The organism is Streptomyces sp. NPDC088725 (genome assembly GCF_044751305.1).
In the GTDB taxonomy this organism is placed as follows: domain Bacteria; phylum Actinomycetota; class Actinomycetes; order Streptomycetales; family Streptomycetaceae; genus Streptomyces.
On sequence record NZ_JBIVLO010000005.1, the window covers coordinates 457,308 to 482,602 of the forward strand.

At 69.6% G+C, this 25,295-nt stretch carries 25 protein-coding genes; 12 read left to right on the forward strand and 13 right to left on the reverse strand.

Annotation, left to right across the window (positions count from 1 at the left end; all coding sequences use genetic code 11):
- The first annotated feature begins 158 nt into the window (after positions 1 to 158).
- Together ACIP6N_RS15420 and ACIP6N_RS15425 are read left to right on the forward strand one after the other, a co-directional pair.
- Complete coding sequence (locus tag ACIP6N_RS15420; protein ID WP_401815859.1) at positions 159 to 731, forward strand: TetR/AcrR family transcriptional regulator; 573 nt, start codon at positions 159 to 161, stop codon at positions 729 to 731.
- Positions 732 to 1,016: 285 nt separating this feature from the next.
- On the forward strand, positions 1,017 to 3,254 hold the full coding sequence (locus tag ACIP6N_RS15425) for an MMPL family transporter (RefSeq protein ID WP_401815861.1): 2,238 nt from the start codon (positions 1,017 to 1,019) through the stop codon (positions 3,252 to 3,254).
- Between the two features lie 178 nt (positions 3,255 to 3,432).
- On the opposite strand, the gene ACIP6N_RS15430 is transcribed toward ACIP6N_RS15425, so the two are convergent.
- Positions 3,433 to 3,867: an SsgA family sporulation/cell division regulator gene (locus tag ACIP6N_RS15430; RefSeq protein ID WP_401815863.1), complete on the reverse strand. Its 435-nt coding sequence runs from the start codon at positions 3,865 to 3,867 to the stop codon at positions 3,433 to 3,435.
- Positions 3,868 to 4,164: 297 nt separating this feature from the next.
- On the opposite strand from ACIP6N_RS15430, the gene ACIP6N_RS15435 reads away from it, so the two are divergent.
- The 6 genes from ACIP6N_RS15435 to ACIP6N_RS15460 all read left to right on the forward strand — a co-directional run bounded on the left by ACIP6N_RS15435 (position 4,165) and on the right by ACIP6N_RS15460 (position 10,374).
- The gene (locus ACIP6N_RS15435) at positions 4,165 to 5,244 is read left to right on the forward strand and encodes an energy-coupling factor ABC transporter permease (protein WP_401815864.1); all 1,080 of its coding nucleotides are present in this window, start codon (positions 4,165 to 4,167) and stop codon (positions 5,242 to 5,244) included.
- Between the two features lies 1 nt (position 5,245).
- Positions 5,246 to 6,007: a cobalt ECF transporter T component CbiQ gene (cbiQ, locus tag ACIP6N_RS15440; RefSeq protein ID WP_401815866.1), complete on the forward strand. Its 762-nt coding sequence runs from the start codon at positions 5,246 to 5,248 to the stop codon at positions 6,005 to 6,007.
- 81 nt (positions 6,008 to 6,088) lie between these two features.
- Complete coding sequence (locus ACIP6N_RS15445; protein ID WP_401815867.1) at positions 6,089 to 6,952, forward strand: energy-coupling factor ABC transporter ATP-binding protein; 864 nt, start codon at positions 6,089 to 6,091, stop codon at positions 6,950 to 6,952.
- Between the two features lie 140 nt (positions 6,953 to 7,092).
- A complete protein-coding gene (locus ACIP6N_RS15450; RefSeq protein WP_401815868.1) occupies positions 7,093 to 8,274 on the forward strand; it encodes a serine hydrolase domain-containing protein in 1,182 nt (393 codons plus the stop codon).
- 579 nt (positions 8,275 to 8,853) lie between these two features.
- Positions 8,854 to 9,747 (forward strand): polysaccharide deacetylase family protein, encoded by an 894-nt coding sequence (locus ACIP6N_RS15455; protein WP_401815869.1) that lies wholly within the window; start codon positions 8,854 to 8,856, stop codon positions 9,745 to 9,747.
- Between the two features lie 132 nt (positions 9,748 to 9,879).
- Positions 9,880 to 10,374 (forward strand): GNAT family N-acetyltransferase, encoded by a 495-nt coding sequence (locus ACIP6N_RS15460; RefSeq protein WP_401815871.1) that lies wholly within the window; start codon positions 9,880 to 9,882, stop codon positions 10,372 to 10,374.
- Between the two features lie 136 nt (positions 10,375 to 10,510).
- Here ACIP6N_RS15460 and ACIP6N_RS15465 read toward each other — a convergent pair whose 3' ends face one another.
- The 3 genes from ACIP6N_RS15465 to ACIP6N_RS15475 all read right to left on the reverse strand — a co-directional run bounded on the left by ACIP6N_RS15465 (position 10,511) and on the right by ACIP6N_RS15475 (position 13,678).
- Complete coding sequence (locus ACIP6N_RS15465; protein ID WP_401815872.1) at positions 10,511 to 11,485, reverse strand: hypothetical protein; 975 nt, start codon at positions 11,483 to 11,485, stop codon at positions 10,511 to 10,513.
- 132 nt (positions 11,486 to 11,617) lie between these two features.
- Positions 11,618 to 12,331 (reverse strand): flavin reductase, encoded by a 714-nt coding sequence (locus ACIP6N_RS15470; RefSeq protein ID WP_401815873.1) that lies wholly within the window; start codon positions 12,329 to 12,331, stop codon positions 11,618 to 11,620.
- 87 nt (positions 12,332 to 12,418) lie between these two features.
- Complete coding sequence (locus ACIP6N_RS15475; RefSeq protein ID WP_401815875.1) at positions 12,419 to 13,678, reverse strand: acyl-CoA dehydrogenase family protein; 1,260 nt, start codon at positions 13,676 to 13,678, stop codon at positions 12,419 to 12,421.
- Positions 13,679 to 13,795: 117 nt separating this feature from the next.
- Between ACIP6N_RS15475 and ACIP6N_RS15480 the strand changes: the two genes are divergently transcribed.
- A complete protein-coding gene (locus tag ACIP6N_RS15480; protein ID WP_401815877.1) occupies positions 13,796 to 14,437 on the forward strand; it encodes a TetR/AcrR family transcriptional regulator in 642 nt (213 codons plus the stop codon).
- An 88-nt stretch (positions 14,438 to 14,525) separates the two neighbouring features.
- Here ACIP6N_RS15480 and ACIP6N_RS15485 read toward each other — a convergent pair whose 3' ends face one another.
- From ACIP6N_RS15485 to ACIP6N_RS15500, 4 genes are all read right to left on the reverse strand, one after another.
- A complete protein-coding gene (locus ACIP6N_RS15485; protein ID WP_401815878.1) occupies positions 14,526 to 14,954 on the reverse strand; it encodes a protein-tyrosine phosphatase family protein in 429 nt (142 codons plus the stop codon).
- Positions 14,955 to 15,071: 117 nt separating this feature from the next.
- On the reverse strand, positions 15,072 to 16,292 hold the full coding sequence (locus ACIP6N_RS15490; protein WP_401815880.1) for a hypothetical protein: 1,221 nt from the start codon (positions 16,290 to 16,292) through the stop codon (positions 15,072 to 15,074).
- A 490-nt stretch (positions 16,293 to 16,782) separates the two neighbouring features.
- On the reverse strand, positions 16,783 to 16,998 hold the full coding sequence (locus ACIP6N_RS15495) for a DUF397 domain-containing protein (protein WP_401815882.1): 216 nt from the start codon (positions 16,996 to 16,998) through the stop codon (positions 16,783 to 16,785).
- The gene (locus ACIP6N_RS15500; RefSeq protein WP_401815884.1) at positions 16,995 to 17,831 is read right to left on the reverse strand and encodes a helix-turn-helix domain-containing protein; all 837 of its coding nucleotides are present in this window, start codon (positions 17,829 to 17,831) and stop codon (positions 16,995 to 16,997) included. The genes ACIP6N_RS15495 and ACIP6N_RS15500 overlap by 4 nt, the downstream gene beginning before the upstream one ends.
- 211 nt (positions 17,832 to 18,042) lie before the next feature.
- Here ACIP6N_RS15500 and ACIP6N_RS15505 point away from each other — a divergent pair, with 211 nt between their 5' ends.
- Together ACIP6N_RS15505 and ACIP6N_RS15510 are read left to right on the forward strand one after the other, a co-directional pair.
- Positions 18,043 to 18,315: a hypothetical protein gene (locus ACIP6N_RS15505; protein WP_401815886.1), complete on the forward strand. Its 273-nt coding sequence runs from the start codon at positions 18,043 to 18,045 to the stop codon at positions 18,313 to 18,315.
- Between the two features lie 130 nt (positions 18,316 to 18,445).
- On the forward strand, positions 18,446 to 18,631 hold the full coding sequence (locus ACIP6N_RS15510) for a hypothetical protein (protein ID WP_401815888.1): 186 nt from the start codon (positions 18,446 to 18,448) through the stop codon (positions 18,629 to 18,631).
- 206 nt (positions 18,632 to 18,837) lie between these two features.
- Here the strand turns inward: ACIP6N_RS15510 and ACIP6N_RS15515 are convergent, their stop codons facing one another.
- The 3 genes from ACIP6N_RS15515 to ACIP6N_RS15525 form a co-directional block, all read right to left on the reverse strand.
- A complete protein-coding gene (locus tag ACIP6N_RS15515; RefSeq protein ID WP_401815890.1) occupies positions 18,838 to 19,293 on the reverse strand; it encodes a lamin tail domain-containing protein in 456 nt (151 codons plus the stop codon).
- A gap of 279 nt (positions 19,294 to 19,572) precedes the next feature.
- A complete protein-coding gene (locus ACIP6N_RS15520; protein WP_401815892.1) occupies positions 19,573 to 20,424 on the reverse strand; it encodes an EamA family transporter in 852 nt (283 codons plus the stop codon).
- A complete protein-coding gene (locus tag ACIP6N_RS15525) occupies positions 20,421 to 20,546 on the reverse strand; it encodes a hypothetical protein (RefSeq protein WP_401815894.1) in 126 nt (41 codons plus the stop codon). Before ACIP6N_RS15525 ends, ACIP6N_RS15520 begins: the two co-directional genes overlap by 4 nt.
- A gap of 99 nt (positions 20,547 to 20,645) precedes the next feature.
- On the opposite strand from ACIP6N_RS15525, the gene ACIP6N_RS15530 reads away from it, so the two are divergent.
- On the forward strand, positions 20,646 to 20,987 hold the full coding sequence (locus ACIP6N_RS15530) for a hypothetical protein (protein WP_401815896.1): 342 nt from the start codon (positions 20,646 to 20,648) through the stop codon (positions 20,985 to 20,987).
- A gap of 701 nt (positions 20,988 to 21,688) precedes the next feature.
- Here ACIP6N_RS15530 and ACIP6N_RS15535 read toward each other — a convergent pair.
- Together ACIP6N_RS15535 and ACIP6N_RS15540 are read right to left on the reverse strand one after the other, a co-directional pair.
- Entirely contained in the window at positions 21,689 to 23,377 is a 1,689-nt protein-coding gene (locus ACIP6N_RS15535) for a penicillin-binding transpeptidase domain-containing protein (RefSeq protein WP_401815898.1), read from the reverse strand.
- Between the two features lie 182 nt (positions 23,378 to 23,559).
- Entirely contained in the window at positions 23,560 to 25,284 is a 1,725-nt protein-coding gene (locus ACIP6N_RS15540) for a dolichyl-phosphate-mannose--protein mannosyltransferase (protein ID WP_401815900.1), read from the reverse strand.
- Positions 25,285 to 25,295 lie beyond the last annotated feature (11 nt).

Genomic DNA, 25,295 nt, shown 5'->3' on the forward strand with positions numbered 1-25,295 from the left:
GGGTCATGTTCGGCCGGATTTTTATCCGAAGCGAACAGATGTGGCCGAGTGCACAAGCGAAACGGTGTCGTTTCTTTAGGCGGTGGAGTTATCTTCGTACTGTACGAAACCGTTTCGTTCGCACGGTGGGAACGAGCGGTGGGATCGAGGAGGTCGACATGGCACGCACCAGGCTCACGCCGGAGCGCGAAGCCGAGCTGTACGCGGCCGTCCTCGACCTGCTGCGTGAAGTGGGCTACGACGCGCTGACCATGGACGCCGTCGCCACCCGCACCCATTCCAGCAAGGCCACCCTCTACCGCCAGTGGGGGAGCAAGCCGGAGCTGGTCGCCCGTGCGCTGCGGCACGACAAACCGGTGCAGTTCCTGGAGATCGACACCGGCTCACTGCGCGGCGACTTCCACGCGATGATCGCCCGCACGGACGACTGCCAGATGGAGAAGGACTCCGCGCTGATGCGGGGCCTGTTCCATGCCGTACACGACAATCCTGAACTCAACCAGGCACTGCGCGAGCTGCTGGTCGAACCGGAGATCACCGGACTCGAAATGCTGCTGGAGCGTGCCGTGGCGAGGGGCGAGGTCGACGCGGACAACCCCGCGCTGTCCTACGTCCCGCACATGCTGGTCGGCGCTGTCGTCGCCCGGCAGCTGATCGAGGGCCGGTCGGTCGACCGGGGTTTCCTCACCGATTATCTCGACGCCGTGGTCCTCCCCACCCTGGGCGTCTGACCCGTACCCGTAACGGCGGGACCGCGTCACAGCGGAACCGCGCGGCACGGGCACCTCGCAGTACGAGCGTTTCGCAGCACAACCGCCTGTGGCACGCCGCAACCCGTGTCACGACCGCCTGTGGCACGCCCGCACCCCGTGTCACGACCACCTTCGGCACGCCCACAACCCGTGTCATGACCACCCGCAGACCGATACCTCACAACACCTGACGCGCGCCGCTCTCGTCGTCGGGCCGGCTTTCCACGCCTCCTGTCCATCCCACCGACCCGGGAGTACGCCCTCGTGGCCACGTTCCTCTACAAGCTCGGACGGTTCGCCTTCCGGCGCCGCCGCTATGTCGCCCTGGTGTGGGTGGCGCTGCTGGCACTCGCCGGCTTCGGCGCCGCCACCGCGCCCACCGCCACCTCCAGCTCCTTCTCCATACCGGGGACGGAGGCCCAGAAGGCCTTCGACCTCCTCGACCAGCGGTTCCCGGGCGCGAGCAGCGACGGGGCCACCGCCAGGATCGTCTTCAAGGCGCCCGCGCACACGACCATGAACGGCGCGAGCCAGAAGGCCGAGGTGCACAAGGTCGTCGAGACGCTGTCGTCCGGCGACGGCTCCGACCAGGTCGCCTCGGTGACCGACCCGTACACCTCCCGGGCCGTCTCCAAGGACGGCACGACGGCGTACGCGTCCGTCACGTACAAGGTCAACTCGATGGAGCTGACCGAAGAGACCCGTGAAGCGCTCAAGGACAGCGGGAACGCGGCGCGGGACGCCGGGCTGACGGTGGAGATCGGCGGCGACGCCCTCCAGGTGGCGCCGGAGACCGGGCCCACCGAGATCATCGGCGTCGTGCTCGCGGCCGTCGTGCTCCTCATCACCTTCGGCTCGCTGATCGCCGCCGGACTGCCGCTGCTCACCGCGCTCATCGGGGTGGGGGTCGGAGTCTCCACGATCACGGCGCTCGCGACCTTCCTGGACCTGGGCTCCACCACGTCCATCCTCGCGATGATGATCGGCCTGGCGGTCGGGATCGACTACGCGCTGTTCATCGTCTCCCGCTACCGGGCCGAGCTGGCCGAGGGCAGGGAACGGGAGGAAGCGGCGGGCCGGGCCGTCGGCACGGCGGGATCCGCCGTCGTCTTCGCCGGGCTCACCGTCGTCATCGCGCTCGCCGGACTCTCGGTCGTCAACATCCCGATGCTCACCAAGATGGGCCTCGCCGCCGCCGGGACCGTCGTGATCGCCGTACTGATCGCGCTCACCCTCATCCCGGCGATGCTGGGCTTCGTGGGCAAGCGCGTCCACGGCAAGAAGGCGCGGGTGGCGCTGGAGAAGTCGCGCGAGAACCTGTCCGCCGGTGAGCTTGCCGAGACGAAGCCCAACATGGGCGTGCGCTGGGCGCGGTTCGTCCTGCGCAGGCCGGTCGCCGTACTGGTCGCGGGCGTCGTGGGCCTCGGCATCATCGCCGTCCCCGCCGCCTCGCTGGAGCTGGGCCTGCCCGACGACGGCTCGCAGCCGACGAGCACCACACAGCGCCAGGCTTACGACCTGCTGTCCGACGGCTTCGGCCCGGGCTTCAACGGTCCGCTGATGGTCGTCACGGACGGCAAGGCGAACAACAACGCCAAGGCCGTGTCCACCCAGGTGCGTGACACCGTGCGGGACATGCCGGGCGTCGCGGCCGTCACGGACCCGGTCGTCAACAAGGCGGGCGACACCGCGACGATCACGGTGATCCCCAAGCACCGCCCGTCCTCGGTCGAGACCGAGAAGCTGGTCGAGTCCATCCGGGCGGAAGGCAGTGACATCAAGGCGCGGGACGGGGCAGAGGTCCTGGTCACCGGCGCCACCGCGATGAACGCCGACTTCTCGAAGAAGATGAACGACGCGCTGCTGCCCTACCTGGCGCTCGTCGTCGGCCTGGCGTTCCTGCTGCTGATGGTGGTCTTCCGGTCCGTCCTCGTACCGCTCAAGGCCGCGCTCGGCTTCCTGCTCTCGGTGGTGGCGGCGCTCGGCGCGGTCGTCGCGGTCTTCCAGTGGGGCTGGCTCGGCGGGCTGCTCGGGGTGGAGCAGACCGGTCCCGTGATGTCGATGATGCCGATCTTCATGGTGGGCGTGGTCTTCGGTCTCGCGATGGACTACGAGGTCTTCCTGGTCACGCGGATGCGCGAGGCCTACGTGCACGGCGAGAAGCCGGGCGAGGCGATCGTCACCGGCTTCCGGCACGGCGCCCGGGTGGTGACGGCCGCGGCGGTGATCATGATCGCGGTCTTCTCGGGCTTCATCGGCTCGACGGAGGCGATGATCAAGATGATCGGCTTCGGGCTCGCCATCGCCGTCTTCTTCGACGCGTTCGTGGTGCGCATGGCCATCGTGCCGGCGGTGCTCGCGCTGCTGGGCAAGCGGGCGTGGTCGCTGCCGCGCTGGCTGGACCGCCTGCTGCCGAACGTGGACGTGGAGGGCGAGCAACTGCGCAAGAGCCTGGCGGCCGAGTCGCCGGAGGACCCGGAACGGGATCTGGTCGGGGTCTGAGACCGGGCCGGTCCGGCGCTTGACGTACGTGTACGGCTTGGTCCGGCGTACGTCCGGAGCCTGGCGTACGTGTGAGGCCCGGTCCGGCGCCTGATGTACGGGTACGGCCCGGTCGCGCACCCTGGTTGACGGGGTGCCGCGGCCGGGCCGTACGTGTATGACGTATGTCCTTGCCGGGTCAGGTCTTGTTGAGCACGTCCCCGAGCCCGCGCTCCATCACGATGCCCTGCCGCTCGGCCTCGATGTCCTGCGGTTCGGCGCCGGCCGGGACCAGCGCGTACGTACGCGCGAGAAAGCGCCGGAGCGGCGCGGTGTCGAACTGCACCACCGCCACTCCGTCGGGTGAGTGGAACTCCAGCACGGTCTGCGCTCTCCCGCAGGGCCACACGCGCACCGCGCCGCTCCCGGACGGCGTCCGCAGGCCCGCGTCGAGGAGATCGCGGGCGAAGGCCCACACGACCTCCTTGTGGTCGTAGGACACCTCGGCGGGGAACACGATGCGCAGGGCCAGCGGATCGCCGACGTCGTAGCGGAGAAGGACGGCCACGGCTCTGTGGTGCGGCGCGTCCGTGATGAGTCTGGCCTTGGCGGGTTGCTCGACGACGGGGGACATCGCGGTGGCTCCTCTGCGGTTCGCCGACTCCCAATGATACAAAATATCTCAAATCGGGCATGTTCGTTTTCCGGGGCGTCGCGGGCCGACTCGGGGGTGCCGCGCGCGTGCGCGGCGGTGTGATGGCGCGCGGGTTGGCGCGTGCGGGGCGGTGCGATGGCACGGGGGCACGAAAGGGGCGCACCGGAGCATTCAGGTTGCGCGCTGTACGCTCTTGCGAATCATTCGCAAGAGAGCACTATTATCAAACGGTTCAAAGACCCCCGGCACGGCCCGAGCAAGAAGCGGAGACCCCGCATGCATGTCCCCGACGGCTTCATCGACGTACCCGTCTCAGTCGCCACAGGAGTTGTCGCCGCGGGAGCCGTGGCGGTCAGTCTGCGCGGCGCGCGCCGTGAACTGGACGAGCGCACCGCACCGCTCGCCGGCCTCGTCGCCGCCTTCATCTTCGCCGTCCAGATGCTCAACTTCCCTGTCGCCGCCGGGACGAGCGGCCATCTGCTGGGCGGTGCGCTGGCCGCCGTACTCGTCGGCCCGTACACCGGCGTCCTCTGTATCTCCGTCGTCCTGCTGATGCAGGGCATCCTCTTCGCGGACGGCGGCCTCACCGCGCTCGGCGTGAACATCACCGACATGGGCGTGGTGACGACCGTCGTCGCGTACGTGATTTTCCGGAGTCTGGTGAAGATCCTGCCGCGCCGCCGCCGTTCGGTGACCGTGTCGTCCTTCGTGGCCGCGCTGGTCTCCGTACCGGCCGCCGCGCTCGCCTTCACCCTCATCTACGAGCTGGGCGGCACCACGGAGATCCCGATCGGCAAGGTGCTGACCGCGATGGTCGGCGTGCATGTGCTCATCGGCATCGGCGAGGCCGCGATCACCGCGCTGACCGTGGGCGCCGTGATCGCCGTACGGCCCGACCTGGTGTACGGGGCGCGCGGGCTGGCCGCGCCGCTGAAGCTGCGCGTGGGCGGCGAACTGGTCGATGCCACGCCCGCCGCCGGGGTTGCCGGGGCCGGGGTGCCGGTCGCCGCGCGCCCGCCCCGTTCCACCCGGAAGATCTGGGCGGGCGGCCTGGTCACGGCGCTCGTCCTGGCCGGTTTCGTCTCCTTCTACGCCTCCTCCAGCCCCGACGGACTGGAGAAGGTCGCCGCGGACCAGGGCATCGACCAGAAGGCGCAGCAACACGCCAACGCCGATTCCCCGCTTGCCGGTTACGGCGTCAAGGACATCTCCGACGCCCGGATCTCCGGCGGGCTCGCGGGCGTGATCGGCGTCGGTGGCACGGTAGTTGTGGGCAGCGGGATCTTCTGGGCGGTGCGCCGTCGCCGTACGCCCGCGCAGCGCGCCGGTTCCGTAGCGGCCGGCGGGAACGCCTGATATGGGCGCCGGTCACGCCCACAAGCTCTACCGGCACGGCCACTCGCCCGTCCATGAACTGCCCCCGCACTGCAAGCTGGCGGCCGTTTTCTGCTTCGTCGTGGTCGTGGTCTCCACACCGCGCGAGGCGGTCTGGGCCTTCGCGCTGTACGCGGTGCTGCTCGCGGCGGTCGCGGTGGTGGCCCGCGTACCTGCCGGGTTCCTGCTGCGCAGGCTGCTGATCGAAATCCCGTTCGTGGCCTTCGCGTTCCTCATGCCGTTCGTCGTCCCGGGCGACCAGGTCCAGGTCCTCGGGGTGTCGCTCAGCGTGCCGGGCCTCTGGGACGCGTGGAACGTCCTCGCCAAGGGCACCCTCGGCGTCGCCGCCTCCGTGATCCTCGCCTCGACCACCGAGCTGCGCTCTCTGCTGCTCGGCCTCCAACGGCTCAAGCTGCCGCCCATGCTGGTGCAGATCGCGTCCTTCATGATCCGCTACGGCGATGTCATCACGGACGAGATGCGCCGGATGTCCATCGCCCGCCGCTCGCGCGGCTTCGAGGCGAGGGGCGTACGGCAGTGGGGTGTCCTCGGCAAGTCCGCCGGGGCGCTGTTCATCCGCTCCTACGAACGCGGGGAGCGCGTCCACCTGGCGATGGTGAGCCGGGGGTACGCGGGCACCATGCCGGTCATCGACGAGGTGACCGCGACGCGCGCGCAGTGGACGTACGCTGCCGCGCTGCCCGTCTCGGCGCTCGTGGTGTGTCTGCTTGGCTGGGCGCTGTGACCTGGCTGGATCCCGTGCCGGATCCTGCGAACGACCTGGCTGGACCCCTGCTGAACCCTATGAACGACTTGGCTGGACTCCATGACTGATTCCGTGACGTCGAAGACCGATCCCGTCCCACCGACGACCGGCAATACGCATCCGACGACCGGCAATGCGCATCCGACGACCGATCCCGCGCCGCTCGCTCCGGCATCCCTCGACGTGCGGGGGCTCGCGTACGCCTACCCGGACGGCCACCAGGCGCTCTTCGGCGTCGATCTCACGGTCGGACGCGGCGAGCGGGTCGCGCTGCTCGGTCCCAATGGCGCCGGGAAGACCACCCTCGTCCTGCATCTGAACGGCATCCTGACCGCGGGCGCCGGTACGGTCGCGGTCGCCGGGCTGCCCGTCGAGAAACGGAATCTCGCCGAGATCCGCCGCCGTGTCGGCATCGTCTTCCAGGACCCGGACGACCAGCTCTTCATGCCGACGGTGCGCGAGGACGTCGCGTTCGGTCCCGCCGCGTCCGGCCTGCGCGGGGCGGAGTTGGAGGCGCGGGTCACCGCCGCGCTCGGCCAGGTCGGGATGGCGGAGTACGCCGACCGGCCGCCGCACCATCTCTCCTTCGGGCAGCGCCGCCGCGTGGCCGTCGCGACGGTACTCGCGATGGAGCCGGAGATCCTTGTTCTGGACGAGCCCTCGTCCAACCTGGATCCGGCGTCCCGGCGCGAACTCGCCGACATCCTGCGGGCATTGGACATCACCGTGCTGATGGTCACGCACGACCTGCCGTACGCGCTCGAACTCTGCCCGCGCGCGGTGATCCTCAGCGAGGGCGTCATCGCGGCGGACGGTCCCACCGCGCGGCTGCTCGGTGACGAGGAGTTGATGGGCGCGCACCGGCTGGAGTTGCCGTTCGGCTTCGACCCGCGAACGGTGGCCGCGCGGCACGTCGCACCGTAGGCGCGTTGCACCATAGAGGGGCCGCACCCGGCCGGGGCGCGGCCGCGCGGGCGGTGTCCGGGCCGGTGGTACGGGCGACGTCCCGGGCCGGTGGCTCGGAAAGGGTGCGACAAGCGGGATGAACGAGCGGGAGTGCGGGCGTGGACGTCCAGGGCACGGTGGCGGCGGGCTTCGAGCCGGTCAGGGATGCCTTCGTACGGAATTTCGAACGGCTCGGTGAACGCGGCGCCGCGGTCACCGTCTACCGCGACGGCCACAAGGTCGTGGACCTGTGGGCGGGCACGCGTGACGTCGACGGCACCGAGCCGTGGGCGCTGGACACCGCCCAGGTCGTACGGTCCGCGACGAAGGGCGTCGCCGCGGCCGTACCCCTGCTGCTGCACCAGCGCGGGCACATCGACCTGGACGCCCCGGTCGGCACGTACTGGCCGGAGTTCAAGGCCGCGGGCAAGGAGCGTGTCCTCGTACGGCATCTGCTCTCGCACCGCGCGGGCGTGCCGGTGATCGACCAGCCGCTGACCCCGGCGCAGGCCATCGACGGCGAGTCGGGCGCGCGGGCGCTGGCCGCGCAGCGCCCCTTCTGGGAGCCCGGCACCGACCACGGCTACCACCCGCACACCTACAGCTGGTTGATCGCCGAACTGGTCAGACGCGTGACGGGACGCAGCGTCGGCCGGTGGATCGCCGACGAGATCGCCAGGCCGCTCGGTCTGGACTTCTGGGTCGGGCTGCCGGTCGAAGAGGCGCACCGGGTGGGGAGGATCGGCGCGGTCGAGGAGCCGTCTCCGACGGGAGGCGCGGGCGCCGGTTCGGGCAGCGGCGAGTTGCGGGTGCGGCCCAAGCGGTCGGTCGCGGCGGCGTACCAGGACCCGACGTCACTGACCCGGCGCGCGTTCGCCGTGATCGAACCACTGCCCGACGAGAACGACCCGGCGTACCGCGCGGCCGAATTGCCCGCGGCGGCCGGCATCTCGACGGCGCGCGCCCTGGCCCGCTGCTACGCGGCGATGATCGGCCCGGTCGACGGCCACCGCCTCTTCGCGCCGGCCACGCTGACCCTGGCCCGCACAGAGGAATCGGCGGGCCCGGACAGGGTGTTGGTCGTCTCGACCCGCTTCGGACTCGGCTACATGCTGCACGGCCCGGCAGCGCCACTGCTGGCCCCCGGCTCCTTCGGCCACCCGGGCCGCGGCGGCTCCCTGGGCTTCGCCGACCCGGAGTCGGGGATCGCGTTCGGCTACGTGACCAACGGTATGCGCAAGGGAGTTACGGCGGACCCGCGCGCACAGGCTCTGGTGCGGGCGGTGCGTTCGGCGACGTAGCCGCCGACCGGACGTGCTGCGGAGGCGTTTCGAGGCCTACGGCGCACCCACCACCGGCGCGGGCCGAGGCATCGGAGCGGCCACGGCCCGCCGCCTGTCGGCCGAGGGCGGCGGTGGCATACGCGGTCGAGAGCTTCGGCGTACTCGATGCCCTCGTCCAGCGTCAGGGGATCCAACGCTACGGGGAGGACAGCCTCCGGCGCATCTCGTTCTCGCTGCCCCATGGTTGCGTTCCTACGAACGGGGAATCCGCACTGCTGCCGCGTCCTCGGACCGGCCGCAGTGCGGTACCAGCCATGAACTCAGGCGAGAAGGAAGAAATACCCGAAGCGCCAGTCGACAGTTCAGCCACCATCCTCCTTCGGGTATCCGTAATCCATTGCTCGTCTCGCGCGCCCAACTCCCCTAGCGGGTAACGCTTTTGAGCGTCGGCTTGTTCAGGCGCCGCATGTGAATGACTACAACTGCGGCAATCGCCGTGCTGCGGAAGAAGTGGCAAATGGCGTGGCCCGCTCAGCGTTGTGGCTCAGAGTCAAAATGACTTGAGGGAACGGCAGAACCGCGTTCATGCTCCAGGGCATGGATGCTTCAGAGCCCAATGGCACCGTGTTCCCTTGCCTGGCAAGCGAGTTGGTGGGGTATCCGGCCGGGGCGCGGGTGCTCATCGTCAACAATGACGACTTCGGGATGTATCCCGCGATCAACACCGCCGTCGTCCGCTCCATCGAGGAAGGCATCGCCGCCTCGTGCAGCCTGATGGTGCCCGCTCCGGCTGCGGCCGGTGCCATGGAGTTGCTTCGTCGGCGGCCGGGGATTGCGTTCGGGATTCATCTCACGCTGGTCTGTGACCTGCCCCGACACCGGTGGGGGCCGGTGGCCGCGAAGGGGCGGGTGGTGTCGCTGCTTGATGAGGCGGGCGGACTGTTCGCGCCCGAGCGGCGGGTCGAACTCCTCGGCCGTGCGCGCCTTGACGACGTGGAGCGCGAGTTCCGCGCGCAGATCGGAGCCGTGGCGGATGCCGGGCTCACGCCGACCCATCTCGACTGGCACTGCCTGGCCGACGGCGGGCGCGACGACATCCTGGAGTTGACCGTTGCCCTCGCCGCGGAGTGCGGGCTTGCCGTACGGGTCTGGCTTGAGCCCGGGCGGCGCGCGGCGCGGCGGCGGGGGCTGCCGGTGGTCGATCACGACTTCCTCGACAGCTTCGCGCTCGCTGTGGACGGCAAGGCGGCTCAGTACGCCCAGTTGCTGCGCGACCTGCCCGCCGGGCTCAGCGAGTGGGCCGTGCATCCAAGCCTGGGTGACAAGGAGTCGCGGGTGATCGATCCCGGCGGCTGGCGGGTGCGCCGGAGCGATTACGACTTCCTGATGTCGGAGGAGGCCCGTGAAATCCTCCGACACGAAGACATCCACGTGATCGACTACCGCACTCTGCAAGAGGTCTGGTCGCGGACCAACGCACCCGGGCCTTGATTATCGGTTGAGCGTGAAGTTCCGCCCGTGCTAGAACTCGTGGCTTCGGTGAGACGGATACCGAAGAGGGATCGCGAAGCATACGAAGGGCTGGCCGGCATGGTGCGCGGGGACCTGGTGAGGTTGCGGCCGATGGAGCCGGCGGATGCCGAGGCGATGTGGCGGTGGAACCACGATCCTGACGTCATGCGCTGGATGAACGACGGATACGCCCAGCCGCTGGCCCGGGTGAAGAAGTGGATGGAGGAGCGGCCGCGCAACGCGTACGGTGACGTGCTCTACGGGGTCGAGGTGCTGTCCGACGCGAAGTTGATCGGGCTGGTTCGCCTGCGTGATACCGAGCCGGAGATCGGGCGCGCCGAACTCGACATCTATATAGGCGAGAAGGACTACTGGGGTCGCGGCTACGGCACCGACGCGATGCGGACGATCTGCCGTTACGGCTTCGAGAAGATGCGCCTGCACAAGATCTCTCTGACCGTCGTCACCGAGAACCATGCCGCCCACCACATCTACCAGAAGGTCGGCTTCGTGGACGAAGGCCGGCTCCGCCAGGTTTTCCGGCGCGACGGCCAGTGGTACGACATGTTCACGATGGGGCTGCTGGAAGGCGAACTGCGCGGCTGAAGCCGCCCGTAGCGTTGGCTGCTTGACCTGCGCGTTGGATGAATGTCGAAGACCGCAGACGTTGTTGGCCCAACGAAGCGCCCTCCTGCGGTACTTCCGCAGAGCGCTCGGCTCCGTGACCCGCTCAGCCGCACGGTCAGGCTGTGATCCGCTCCATAACGGGCGTCCCTTCGGGTTGGGGAGCAGTCGCGCGGTTGCCGCGGCGGTCGGCCAAGAGGGTGAGGGCAAGACCGAGGGCTACCCAGGCCGCGAGGATCAGGGCGGGGTATGCGGATCCCGTGCCGTCGAAGAAGGCGTTGGCGCGCAGGAGGCTGCCCGTGGCGCCCGGGGGGAGGAGTTGGCCGAGGGTGGCCCAGCCGGCGGGGAGCCAGTGGGGGCCGGTGGCCAGGCAGGCGAGTGGGTTGCCCAGAAGCATCAACAGTCCGCCGCCGAGGGCGAGTCCGCCCATGCCCAGGACGGATTTCAGGCCGAGGACCGTTGTGGAAAGGGCCGCCAGACCGAGGGCGAGTCCGAGGGCTACGCGCCAGTATTCGCCGTCCGTCGAGTGCGTGACGAACTGGAGGAACGCGGCGACGGCCGCGCCGCCCACGACGGAGAACAGGAGCACTCCCGCCAGGCGCGTCCGCAGTCCGCGGTGTCCGCGAAAGAGGTTGCCGAGAATCAGGGCCGGGAAGATACCGCCGAAGATCATGGGCAGGAGCGCGGCGGTGAGCCCTCCGCCACGGGGGTCGTCCTTGGTGAAGGGCACCACGTCATGAACGACCGCGTGGGTGTTGTGCTGTCCGGCGATGTTGTCGGCCAGCGCGGTGAGGGCCCCGGCGGCGGAGGGACCGCCTGCGGTGGCGAGGTAGACGTCGACGCTGTGAGCCGTGACCGCGAGGCCGCCCGCGATCTCGCGGTCGGTGATAGCGGCCTTGACCGTGGCGGGCGTTTCGTAGAGGCGGACGTCCCACGCGTCCCCGTCGACGTTCTTCTGAAGCGTCTCGGCCCTCTGCTGGGACCCGGTGACGCCGATGGGAACGCGGTGCGGTCCGCCGTGTATCGAGGGAAGCGCGAACGCGCACAGCATCGTGGTGATCAGGGCCGCCAGACCGAGGACGGCAAGGGTCAACTTGCGTCCCGTATCAGGTGGTACGGACTGTTCCGACATAGTGGCTCTCTCTGTGTTTCGCCTGTCCGTGGAGGGATCGCCCCACACACTGATGGGACAGCCCGTCCACGGACGGGACATTCGCGGCACGCTCTACTGCGTTATGTGCGTGCCGAATTGGTTGCGGTGGTAGGTGAGTGGTGCGGCCTCCGCGTTGACGTGTGCGTGGTTGACACGGCCCGCCGCGATGAGGTGGTCCCCGCCGGGCAGGAAGTGGTCCACGGTGCAGGCGAGCCATACGCTCACCCCGGCCAGCCGCGGAAGACCGGCCTCCTGTTGCCAGTTGATACCGGCGAACTTGTCGGCCCCCTTACGGGCGAAGGCGCCCGCGAGACTGTCCTGTCCGGCGCTGAGAACGTTGAGGCCGAAGCGGTGTGTCCGGCGCAGGACCTTCAGCAGGCTGGAACTCCGGTCGAGGGCGATCAGCGCCATCGGCGGGTCCATGGACAGAGAGGCGAAGGCGCTCACCGTCGTCCCGTACGGCGTGTTCCCCTCGGTGGTGGTGACGACGGAGACGGGCGTGGCCACAGAGGCCATGGCCTGCCGGAAGAGCGCTCCGGAGATGAGACTCGGACCGGTGCTGCGGAGGGGCGCGCTGTTTGACCGGTGTGCGTCCGGCGGGGGCGCGTCGGTGTGATGCGCGGCGGTGGGACGTACGTCGGTCGGATCTGCCCGGGTGTCGTGCGCGTCGGTGGAACGTACGTCAGCGGGGCGTACGTCAGCGGGGCGTACGTCAGCGGGGCGTACGTCGGTGGAACGTACGTCAGCGGGGCGTACGTCGCTGTGGTGCGCGTCCGTTGGATGCATGTCGGTCGCTTTCGAGGTGGCGGCGGAAGAAATGGGCACGGCCGTGCGGATGGGGACCGGCCACGCGCGCCAGGCCGTGCCCGGCGCTCAGAAGCGGATGATGCTGGACAGCGGTGGGAGACGGTTGCCCAGCTCGTAGCCGCCGATGTAGACGTTCTTGGCGTCGATGGGGTCGTGTGAGGCGAACGTCCGGGCGTTGCGCCAATAACGGTCGTAGCCATACGCGTTGGAAGTGCTGCGCGCGCCGGTGATCTCGTGGATTTCGGCGGCGGCCTCAAGGGAGGCTTCGACGGCGGCGACCTTGGCCCGGAAGCAGTCGACGGTGACGGCGTCCATGTCCTCACCGTCCCGAGCCTCTTTCGTCCGCGCCGCATCCCGTCGGACCTCCTCCTGCCGCGTCCCCTCCAGCTGATCCGCCGCGCTGTGCAGCAGGGCGCGCGAGGCGGCCAGCCTGCTGGAGAGTGCGCCGATGCGCCGCAGGATCAGCGGGTCCTCGGCCGGGGTGGCGAACTGGGGCAGCGAGCCGCGCTTCATGGTGCGTGTGTGCTGGACGAGCGCGTCCAGAGCGCCTTCGCCGATGCCCTGCATCAAGCCGGCGTGCAGCAGCATCGCCGCGCCCAGGAAGACCGGGGAGAACTGCCCGCCTGTCGGCTGATGCCAGCCGTCCGGCACGAAGACGTCCTGGTACGTGACCGTCTGGCTGCGGGTGCCGCGCTGGCCCATGTTGTCCCAGTCGTCGTGCAGCACGACCTGGGCGTGGTTCAGGTCCACCAGGACCTGGTGGGGAGCGGGCTGCTCGCCTTCCAGCAAGCAGCGGACCAGCGCCATGCCCAGGCCGCCGCTGTTGGAGTTGAAAGACTTCGTGCCGCTGAGCACCACCCCGCCCTCGGCGGGCCGCGCGGTCGTCCTGACCGTCTTGCCCGTCGCGTCCGTCACACCCGTCTCCGCGACGGAGGAGACGAGCCTGAGGCCGTCGTCGAGTATCCGGCGTGCCAGTTCGGCACGGGTCGACTCTGCGAGGCCGTCGCCGGGCTCGAAGAGTTCGCGGGCCACCAGGACAGTGGTCAGCCAGTTCTGTCCCGTGGGGCCGTCGCCCGCGCTGATCTCCCGCAGTGCCCGGACGACCGTGCCCCATCCGCCGCGTTCCGTGCCGTCCCACAGGCCCCCGTACTCGGTGGGAACGGCCAGCCGCGCCGTACCCAGCTCGGCCAGCAGGGTCAGGTTGGCCGTGGGATCCGCGTTGTCACGGTCTGCGGCGAGGCCGCCCTCGGCCAGCGTTCTCCGGTTCTCGCGTATGGCGGTGATCAGGGCGCGGGTTTCCCCGGCGCTGTCCGGCTGTGGCGGCATCAGCGACTCCTCGGCACGGTAATATGTGAATGTGAACTCGCATTCGCAATCTTAGGGACGAGGGGGCGCCACTTGTCAAGCACGTCCGCCGGAGACCCGGTCGATATCATGCGCAATATGACTGATGAGCCGAACCGCCGAGCGCACTACCGGGAACCTCGGCAGGCTCGCAGCGCCGCCACACTCGCCCGCGTACTGCAGGCGGCCGAGGAGCTGGCCATCTCGGACGGCCTGGAGGAGATGACGATCACCGGCGTCTCGGAGCGCGCCGGGGTCTCGGTCGGTTCGATCTACCGGCGCTTCGACGGCAAGGAACAGCTGATCACCGCCCTCACGGAACGGATGCTGGAACAGCGCGAGGAGTACGTGGCCGAGCGGCTGCACCTGGCCGAGCCGTCGCTGCCCGGCGTCCTGGGCGCCTACGCGCACGCCCTGCTCCAGTCCTTCGCCGACAGCAGCAACCTCTTCCCGGAGCTGCTGCGCACGCGGGGAAGCAGCGCGCTGGACCGCGGCGGCCGCACCATCACCGCGATCCACCGCCTCCTGCTCGACGCGGCAGCCCCGTACGCCGACCAGATCCGGCGCTCCGACCCGAAGGCGGCGCTGGACACCGCGGCCCGCGCCATCCTCGGCGCCTGCTTCCACAACTCCGTACGCCCCGACGGCTGCACCGGCGACGCCAGGAGCGCGTACGGGGACGAACTCAGCGAGATGGCGATGGCCTACCTGCTCACCCCGGACCGCCACCGCCCCGAATAGGCGTCGGCCTGCGCCTGGGCATCACGCAGAGCCCACGCCTGAGCAGATGTGACCGGCCGGTACTCGGCGTACCCGACTGGTGGGCTTCTTAAGGGAATTGAGACACGTAACGGCGTTGCCAGGGGGTCTCGACGGCGCGTGGGGCGTAGTGCTCGCGGACGTAGGCGACGGCTTCTCTGTTCGGAACGCCGTCGAGTACCGCCAGGCAGGCCAGGGCCGTGCCCGTTCGGCCGTGGCCGCCGGCGCAGGCGACTTCCACGCGCTCGCTCTCGGCGCGGGTCCATGCCTCGCGCAGTGCGGCGGCGGTTGCGGTGCGGTCGGACGGCAGCCGGAAGTCGGGCCAGCGCAGCCAGCGCGATTCCCATGCCACGGGCGGCGGTTGGTGACCGAGCAGGTACAGCGCGAAGGTCGGGGTCGGGCCCGCAGGGAGCGGGCGGCGCAGCCCCCGGCCGCGTACGAGCCGACCCGAGGGCAGCCGCAGGACACCGGCTGTCGTGGGGTCCCAGGCTGCGGTCACGGTACGAGCGTAGCTCCGGAACCTTCTCCAGTCCCTCTCCAGTCCCTCGGGCATCGGGAGCCGGTTCCACTCCCGGCGACTCCGTGCGACAGGCTGCGGGGGACTCTCGCTGTCCTGCTATGCCGGGGGTGGTGGTGCCTGGGTGAGGCAGTCGCGGCATTTTCCTGGTGTGGGGGCGCGGTAGGCGCGGTCGCAGTTTTCGCAGTTCTGGAGGGGGTCGGGGCGGGCGGTGATGCGGGCTGTGGGGAGGGGTGGTGGGAGTTGGTCGGTGAGGCGGTGGGCGAGGAGTGCGGCGGGGTGGCGTGGTTCGGTGGGGAGGCCGTTGGTGAGGGTGTGGTGTACGGCGTCGGGGGTGGCGCCGCGTTCGAGCCAGGCGGCTACGGCTGGGGCGAGGCGGTGTACGTCGCGTTCGGGGAGCAGGAGTTGGGGTGCGTCGCGGTGGAGGCCTGCCAGGAGGGTGATGGCGGTGGTGTGGCGTTCGGGGTGGTGGGCCTGTGGTGCGGGCAGCGGGGGCGGTGTGGGGCGAGCCTGCGCGGGCGTCGCCGGCGGCGGCGTGGGTGACGGTGCTGGCGTCGGCTGCGGAGTCGGTGACGGTGTACGCGGCGGTGTTGGCGTCGGAGCTGTCGGGGAGCTGGGGGCCGGTTCCGGCGTCGCTGCCTCGGTCCAGGGCGGCGGTGCCGATACCGGGTCTGTCGGACGGGCCGTTGCGGTGGGGCCGTGGTCGTTCGGTCGCGGCGGGTGGGAGAGGGCCGGTCGCTTGGCGGGCCGGGGCGTCGGCAGTGTCGTCCGGCTGACGCGTACGGTGCGCGAGCGCTGCTGGCACCGGATAGGCGCGTCGGGCGTGGGGTGCGTGGACGCCGGGTTCGTGGACGCGGCGGGCGCGGGGGAGGGGTGCGCGGGCGAGGATGGCACAGACGCGGCGGGTGCGGACGAAGGGCGCGTGGACGCGGCGCGAGCGGGCGAGCGGCGAGTGGGCGTGGGTGCCGACGTGGGCTTCGCCCGTGCCTGGCTGGGGCTGTGCGCGGCGGCTTCTCGGGCGAGGCGGGCGCGGGTGGCTTCTGGGTGGTTGTACGAGATGGTGCGGGTGATGATCCGGCCGTCGGGTGTGTGGTCGAGGGTTCGTTCGAGGTAGCCGTGGGCTTCCAACTCCCGCAGGGCGGAGGAGATTCGGTCGCGTCCCTCGGTGAATTTCCTGGCCAGGGTGATGATGTCGACGGACGCGCCGTCGGGCAGGGACTGGATGTGTGTGGCCAGTCCGATCGCGGTCAGGGAGAGCTCGCGGTGCTGGGCGAGGTGGTTGCCGATGATCGTGAACCGCTGGCGGTGCGTTTCGTTCATCTTGGTGACTCCACGGGGGGATCGTGGAACCACGCGACGGGCGCGCGAGGGCGCGCTAAAGTTCTGATCAGCCATCGGGAAGCGCTTCTTCCTTGGTGGTCAGGCCTCCGATCGGGATTGCACTCCCGGCCGGGGGCCATTTCTGTTTGCGGTTGTTTGGGCTGAGCTTGCCTCGCCGATGGCCCTCCGCGCCAGCCGAGTTGGGCGAGATCACCCGTGCGAGTGACGGAGAACCTGAGGTCAACGATGGTGGGTTGGGTTGGGTGGGTTGTTCTTTCTCTTTTCAGTCCTCTGTAGGTATATGCGCCGCCCCGCCGTCGAACTCGCCACCGGCCTACGGCTTTCCGGCGTCCGGTACACGGGCGCCCGGACCCTCGCCCCCAGGCCCAGAACGAGCTCCGCCCGGCGCGGGGCCTGACGCGACAGAACCCCGCCGCTCGGGGGAGCGATGACGGGGTTCTGCTTGGGACTCGGTGCGTGGGGCGTCACATCAGACGGTGGTGAACGCGCCTGCCTTGACGCCTGCGACGAAGGAGGCGAACGAGCTGGCGGGGACGTTCAGGATCGGGCCGCTCACGTTCTTTGAGTCACGGACGGGGACGATGCCGGTGGTGGACACGTGTGCGGGGGCCCACTCGACGCAGGAACCGCCGCTGCCGCTGTAACTGGACTTGACCCAACGGCGGGAGGGTGATTCGGACGTCACGAGGTGCCCTTTCGTACCTGATTGATCATGGCCACAGACTCCGCTTGAGAGGGCGCTTCTGTCTGTAGCTGATGGTAGGCCCTTACCAGCGGCAGTACGGAAGGGGTCTCGCGGTCCAGGTATCCCTGGGTCTGGGACTCGACGTATGCGACCACGGACCGATCTGTCAGCGTCAACAGATTCACCAAACGGTTGAAGGGCCGCCGTTCCCCCATGGCGAACGGGGCGATTTGCAGCGACGTGTTCGGCTGCTCGGCGAAATCGATCAAGCGCCCCAACTGTTCGTCCATGACGCGAGGTCCGCCGACCGATCGGCGGATGCAGCTTTCGTCCAGCACCGCGATCACCAAGGGCGGGAGGGGGCGTACCAGCGCGGCTTGCCGCTCTATCAGGAACTCGACACGCTCCGCCGCCTGTTCGGGCGTGATCGTGCCTCGCTTGACGTGACTCGCCTCGACGGCTGCCGCGTACTCGCGCGTCTGAAGCGGACCAGGGATCACGCCCACCTCGAACAGCCGGATCTCGGCCGCTCTGCCCTCGTGCCCTACGTATTCCGGGAACCCCTCCAACAAGCTGCCGTTCTTGAGTTCGCGCTCTGCGCTCTCGAACCCGTCGCTTGTGCCTTCAAGCCCGAAAACGGCATCCAGGCCACGCGAAAACCGACGGGTTGGAGGCTTGCGACCAGTTTCAACCGCCGAAATATGCTGGCTTGAATATCCCGTTTGACTGGCCAGCTCCTCCTGCGTCCAGCCGCGCTCCTCTCGTGATCTGCGTAGACGCGCGCCGAAGGCTGCCTCCGGGCTGCTCTCGGGGCGTAACTCCTTGATGTTCATGGCGCGATGACCGTCCCTTCCTTCTTGGCTGCCACGTTGAAGGATCTCTGACTGTAGGCCACGCTGATGCCCCTTGGTAGTCGAATAACTACGGAGAGGATCGAAACGTGCCCCGGAAGATCACCGAACCCGAGCCATCCACGCCCATTCCCACCCCGTCCCCGCCCCCGCTGGAGCCCGTTCTCGTAGGTCACCAGCAGGGAGTGGCGCGGTGAGCGACGTCGATTACCCCGACAACGGAGAGCCCCCGCTCCGGTCGGCGCTGACGTTCCCGCCGTGCGTCTGCGGCAACCCAGGCTGTCCCGACACCGACACCGACACCGACACCGCCCCCGGCGCTGACGACAAACAGCTCGCGGACAGCCGCACGGAAGACCGAGCGGAGGCCGAGACGGACTACGACCGGTCGTGCAGTCCGACCATGCGGCGCGTGCGGGGAAGAATGCGCGACGAGAACCAGATGAAGCGCAGGGGGCGGGCATGACGGCCGAACCGAGGGGAGCTACGGCGTGATAGACACCAGGTCCTGCGTACGCCTTCCTGAGTGCGCCGACGCCGCCGAGTGCCTGCGAAGCCCGGCATGCGCGGCTCGAACACGGTCAGAGCCACCGGAGTTGCCGGAGCCCAGGGTGTGGGAGTCCTACCTCGCGGCGCCCGACGCCGAGATGTGCTGGGTGTGCGGTGTTCCCGCGGTGCTGTTCCTCTGCGACGACAGGACGCAGTGGTTCACCTGCGTCACTCACCACGGGGCCATAGCCCTCCGCCTGCTGCGCGGCGACCTCGTGGGTACGCCGACGTAGTCCAGACGAGCTCCCGCCCTTCATGTCCGGCGTGCGTTTCCGGGTGAGTCTGGGGCAGGACTGCTGGTGGAGGTTCGCAGGTCAGTGCCTCCTGGCGAAGCTGCCGGTCTCGGCTTCCGTGAAAACGCCGAGTTCGACCAGGCGTCCGGTCACCGGCGCGCGGATGCCCGCCCTGCGCGAGGGCGGGCATCCGCCAGGCCTGCGGGTCAGCACATCTTGTAGGCGACCTTCTTCGAGTTGTACGAGCACGTGTCGACCTTGGCGCCCGCCGAGTTCTTCAGCGTCGCGGTGTCCTTGTCGTTGTTCCATACGTAGGCGGCGCGGCCCTGGTAGCGGTTGGCCTGGGTGTTGGTGCCCTTGCCCGTCCGTATGGTCACCGTCGCGCCCTTGCCGAGGCTGTAGGTGCCGAAGACGTACTTGTGCTTCGAGGCGTCGACGAGAGTCCAGCCCTTGAGGCTGACGGCCTTCGACGTGGTGTTCCTTATCTGCACGTACTCCGCGTTGAGGCTCGTGTTGGAACGGTTGTCTGAGCCCGGCGAGTTGTAATAGATCTTGTGCAGGTGGACCGAGCCGGCGGCGGCCTGCGCCTGGGCGGGCAGCAGGATCGAGCCAGCGAGTGCCGCTATGACGGCAGCAGCGGCAGGCTTGCGGGAAGAGCGCATGTACGTCCCCATGTTCAGGCCGGGCACCCCCCATTGGTCGCCCGGCAGACGCACAGAATACGGGCGCTGGTGGGTGATGTGGATCTCGTTATCGAATAGCGACATAGTGTGTGAAACGGCGGCCATCAGCAGGGCGACTGCCACTGCCTCGGGAGAGGTGGTGTGCGCGCAGAGCTTGGGAGTTGGGGTACGCGCAGGGCACGGGCGGGCGTCTCCCCGACGCGTCGGCACCAACCTGTGGACCGGCCGAGCCGTCTCGGCTCCGCGCGCCGCGCCGCTTCAACTCGTGTGCAGCATCAGGCTGATGCCGACCACCATCAAGCCCGCCGCCGCGATCCTCGGCGCTCCGAAGCGTTCCTTGAACACGAGCGTCGCTATCGCCGCGCCGACGATGATCGACGACTCGCGGAGCGCGGCCACCGGTGCGAGTTCCGCGCGGGTCTGGGCCCAGAGGACCAGGCCGTACGCGAACATCGAGAGCACCGCGCCCAGCAGGCCGAGCGGTGCGTGCGGCCGCAGCTGGGCGAGGAGTTGGCCGCCGCGCGCGTAAAAGGCGTACGCGGGGATCAGCACGCCCTGCACGATCATCAGCCACGCGATGTAGCCGATCGGCGAGCCCGAGTTCCGCACGCCGACCCCGTCGACCACCGTGTACGCGGCGATCGCGAGGCCCGTCGCGAGCGCCGCCACCAGCGCGGGCCACTGCGGCCTGGACCGCCCGCCCCTGATGCCCCAGAGCGCGACACCGACCAGTCCCGCCGAGGCGACGGCGACTCCCGCCACCTGCCAGCCGTCCAGCGACTCACCGACGAAGACGGCGGCCAGTACGGTCACCACCAGTGGCGCCGTGCCGCGCGCGATCGGATACATCTGGCCGAAGTCGCCCAGGCCGAACGACCGCATCAGCAGGGCCTGGTAGCCGATGTGCAGCACCCCGGACACGAGCAGATACGGCCAGGCCGCGCGGTCCGGCAGCGCGGCGAAGCAGGCGAGGACCGCGCTGATCACCACCGAGCCGCCTGCGATCAGCGTGAAGGCGACGAGCTGGTCCTTGATGGTGTGCGCGATCGCGTTCCACGCGGCGTGGGTGAGGGCGGCGGCGAGGACGGCGAGGGCGATGAGCGGGGTCATGCGGTGCGCTCGGTGGCGTCTTCGGTGGCGCCTGCGAGGGTGTTTCCGGGAGCGTGTTCGGGGGTGGCCGTCTCTGCGCGGCCGGTGGCGCCTGCGGCGTCCAGGGCGTCTGAAGTAGGCATACCCGGCACGCTACGTGGTGCCCCGGGCCGATCGCCGAGGCGCGGGAGAGGTCTGGCGCGAACACCGCTGTCGGCAGGACCACACAGTCCCGCACCACCGTGTTCTCCCCGCGCCTCACCGCTCTGCTCCGGGACCACGTGGGACAGGACGTCTTCCGGCTCGAACCGGACACCGTCGGCATCGCCGGACCGGACGTCACCGACCGCATTCCGGCCTCCCGGCGTGCCACGGAGACCGCACGGCCCACCTTCAAACCGCTGCACGGGCGTTCCATCTCCCGGATGGAGGGCGAGAGCGTGATGCGTACGATCGGCGCCGACGTACGTGGCGCCCTCGCGCGCCCGCTGCCCGAGGACGTGGACCTGACCGGCCCCTGGCCTGAGGTGCCGCTGCTGGGGCTGCTCGGCGTGGACGAGGTCCGGCTCGTCAGGCCGGTGTGACCGGTAAGAATTCATCCGCCCGGCATGAAGTGGGAGACGACGGAGCGCCTGTACCCCTTACGAGTGAGGGGTGGGCCGTAACGCGCAATCCCTGGTGGCGAATCACCCACACTCCGTCGATATACGTCGGCAAGGGAACGGGTTGAGATGGCCTGGATTTGCTTTCACTGCAATTCGCCGGAGGCAGTGTCCTACATCGAGAACGAGACCGGGGTGAGCTCTTTCCCATGCCGATTCTGCGACGGCCGGACGGGAGTGGGGACCGCGCTCAGCGCTCAACACGCCACCAGCGTGTGCGGCACTCCGCGCTGCGGAGGCCGCGTCGCGGACAAATTCATCTACGGCTTCAACGGAGCCCTGGTCGAGGTGGTGCGACTGAAGTGTCCTGACTGCGGAACCGACAGGACCGGGAAGCCGCACAATGAGCGAATCCAGCGGATCCAGCGGAAACGCAGGCTGCGCGACGCCCCCATGTGACGGTCGCGAGCTGACGCTTACGAAACGGACGCGGACGGCCGCCGGCGGGTGGGGCGCGGTATGCCGTGCTCGCGCTGCCGAGGGGGGCTGTCATCCTGCCCCGGGCCGTCACCCCGTCCGCCCCAGCGCGGCCCCTCACGCCCCCCGCCGCCGTCGCGCCCCGGCCGTCACCCCGTCCCGCCCGCCGTCACCCCGCCGGTCCCGCCGCCGTCGCGCCCCCGCCGTCACCCCGCGGCCAGTACCGCCGCGACCACAGGCCCCGCCGCGTCGCCGCCGTGGCCGCCCGCCTGGACCACGGCCGCCGCCGCGAGGTCGTTGTCGAAACCGGCGAACCAGCTGTTGGACACCGACTGGTTGTCGACCTCCGCCGACCCCGTCTTCGCGCCCTTGTCGCCGCCGAGCCCGGCCATCGCCTGCGCGGCCGTACCGCTCGTCGCCGTGATCCGCATCATGTCGCTGACCCCGCGCCGTACGGAATCCGGCAGCGACCGCTGTGCGGTGGCCACCGTACGGTCGTCCAGCGAGCGCGGGACGAGTACCGGCTGCCGGAACGTGCCGTTCCTGGCCGTCGCCGTGATCGACGCCATGTTGAGGACGCTCATCTGCACCGTGCCCTGCCCGATGTACTGGGCCGCGGCCTCGCCGCCACTGGCCTCGGGCACACTGCCGTCCGACGACGGGATGCCGATCTGCCAGTCGAGGCCGATCCCGAAGACCTCCTTGGCCTCCTTGGGCAGCGCGGTGTCGTCGTGCGTGTCGTCGATCAGCTTGATGAAGGCGGTGTTGCAGGAGCGGGCGAAACTCTGCGAGAAGGGTTGGTTGTTGAGCGAGAAGCCGTCCAGGTTCACAAACGTACGGCCCTGGTACATGACATTGGCCGGACACTCCGCAGTGCGGTTCGGTGCCGCGAGGCCCTTCTCCATCAGCATCGCGGCCGTCACGATCTTCATCGTGGAGCCCGGCGCCTGCTTGCCGAGCACCGCCGCGTTCCAGCCGTCCGTACGGTGGTTGGCGATCGCGAGGATGTCGCCGGAGCTGGGCTTGACGGCGGCGACGGACGCCTCGCTGAACTTCTGCACGGCCTTCTCGGCGGCGGCCTGTACGTTCGCGTCGAGCGTGGTGCGCAGCTCGCCGGCCTTGCCCTCGGCGAGGGTGAGCAACGTCGTCGCGGCGGCGCCCGATCCGTCCGCCGCGCCCGAACTGCCGGACGTGCCGTCCGCGTTGTTTTCCGAGCCGCCCTGGATCATCAGCTCGACACCGGACGTACCGCCCGCCGCTGCCCCGTACCGCTTGCGCAGTTCGTCCAGAACGGGTGCGAGCGACGGATACTTCTCGCCGGTCAGCTCTTGCCCATTACGGTCAACGGCCTTGATGGCGGGGGCCTTTGATTCCGCCGTGACCAGCTCGGTGCCGGCGGTCAGCTTCGGATGAATCACGGACGGCGCCCAGTCCACCAGCGGCCGTCCGGTGGTGAGCCCGCGCACCACGGTCAACTTGGAATCGTACGTGAAGGACTTGGTCCTGTCGTCGAAGGTCACGGTCGCCTTGACGGTGTACGGAACCGTCGCGCCGACCGGGGTGCCCGGCGTGATCACCGCGTCGGTGATGTGGGCCGTGTCGTGGTAACCGCGGATGACCGGCTCGGCGTCGACCGCGTTGTTGGTCAACTGCGCCGCCTCGGACGCGTGATCGCCCGCCGCCCATGCCGCGAGGAAGCTCTTCGCCGCCGTGCTGATCTCCTCGGCGCTGAGCGGCCCGGTCTTGATCTCGGGCACACTCTCCTCCGGCCCGGCGTAGCCGACCGAACTCCCGCTGGTGAGCCCGTTGTAGACGTTGTAGCCGCCGTACCCCACCCCACAGGCCACCACAGCGAACACTCCGCCGACCAAGCCGACCTTCACTCCACTGCGCATCAGTGCAGTACCCCTCCCCAGGAGCCTCCTTTGAACGTGTTCAAAGGAAGTATTGGCCGCACTCTACGCGAGGGGTCCAATACCGCGGGCGACCGTTACCGGACTGCGACGACCGTCACATCCCGGGCGCGCCGCGCGCCGTCCAGGGGTCGCCCGCCGTCCCGGCTCAACCCGTCACCCCGCTACACCCACGTATCCAGCCACATCCTGTTCTGCCACGAGTCCATCGGGATCGGCGTCCCCGTGTACAGCGGCCAGAAATAGATGAAGTTCCAGATGATCAGCAGCGTCAGCACACCCGCCGCGACCGCGCCCACCATGCGGCGGCGTTCGTCGGAGCCGGCCGGGCCGATGATCGCGCCGATCATCATCGTCACCGCCAGGCACAGGAACGGGACGAAGACGACCGCGTAGAAGAGGAAGATCGTCCGCTCCTGGTAGAGGAACCACGGCGCCCAGCCCGCCGCCACACCGCACGCGATCGCGCCCGCGCGCCAGTCGCGGCGGAAGAACCAGCGCCACAGGACGTACAGCAGCGCGAAGCAGGCCGCCCACCACAGCAGCGGGGTGCCGAGCGCCAGGACCTCGCGGGCGCACTTGGCGCCCGCCGCCGCGTGGCAGCCGTCCGTGCCGGACGCCGGGTCCTTGTAGAAGTAGGAGACCGGGCGGCCGAGGACGATCCAGCTCCACGGGTTCGACTGGTAGGTGTGGCCCGAGGTCAGGTTGAGGTGGAACTGGTAGACCTCGTACTCGTAGTGCCACAGGCTGCGCAGCCCGGACGGGATCCACGTCCAGTCGCCGCCCTTGCCCGGCCCCTCCGACGCCCACGTCCTGAAGTAGCCGCCCGAGGTGAAGAACCAGCCGCTCCACGACACCAGGTACGTGCCGATCGCGACCGGCACCGTCGAGACGAAGGCCGGCACGATGTCGCGCCGGAACATCGCGGCGTACGGGCGTACCGCGCCCGCCGTGCGGCGCATGCCGACGTCCCACAGCACGGCCATGATCGCGAACGCGGCCAGGATGTAGAGCCCGTTCCACTTCGTGCCGAAGGCCAGGCCGAGCATCAGTCCGGCGCCGATCCGCCACGGCCGCCACCCCAGGCGCAGGGTCTCCGCGATGCTCACGTCCGGGCGCAGGACGCCGTCCTCGTCCTCCGGCAGCGCGGCGGCCATTTTGCGGCGTGCCCAGTCGCGGTCCGCCAGCAGGCAGGCGAAGGCCGCCAGGACGAAGAACATCAGCACCGTGTCGAGGAGCGCGGTGCGGCTCATCACGAAGTGCAGGCCGTCGACGGCCAGCAGCGTGCCCGCCAGGCAGCCGAGGAACGTGGAGCGGAACAGCCGCCGGCCGACCCGGCACAGGATCAGCACCGACAGCGTGCCGAGCACCGCCACCATGAAACGCCAGCCGAAGGGGTCGAACCCGAACATCCACTCGCCGAGCCCGATGACCCACTTGCCGACGGGCGGATGCACCACATAGCCGGGATCGTGCGGCACGGGCACGGACGACGGGTCGAGCAGGATCCGCGCGTCGACGTCCTTCGGCCAGTCACCCTCGTAGCCCTGGTGGATCAGCGCCCAGGCGTCCTTGGCGTAGTACGTCTCGTCGAATATCACCGCCTTCGGGCTGCCCAGGTGCCAGAACCGCAGCACGCCCGCGAACAGCGTGACGAGCAGCGGCCCGGCCCAGGCCGCCCGGCGGGCCAGCCCGTCGCGCAGCACGGGCGGCACGCCGAGCAGCGCCCACACCCGCTCGGAGGGCCGGGTGTACGGAGGCACCAGCCGTTCGCGCAGCCCGATCACCTGCCGGGGCGCGTGGCCGAATCGGCGCAGCCGCTCGGGCCACGTGGGCGGCGTTTCGCCGGCGTCGTGCCCCTGGAGGGCCTTGGGCGCAGTACTCGTCACCGCGCCATCGT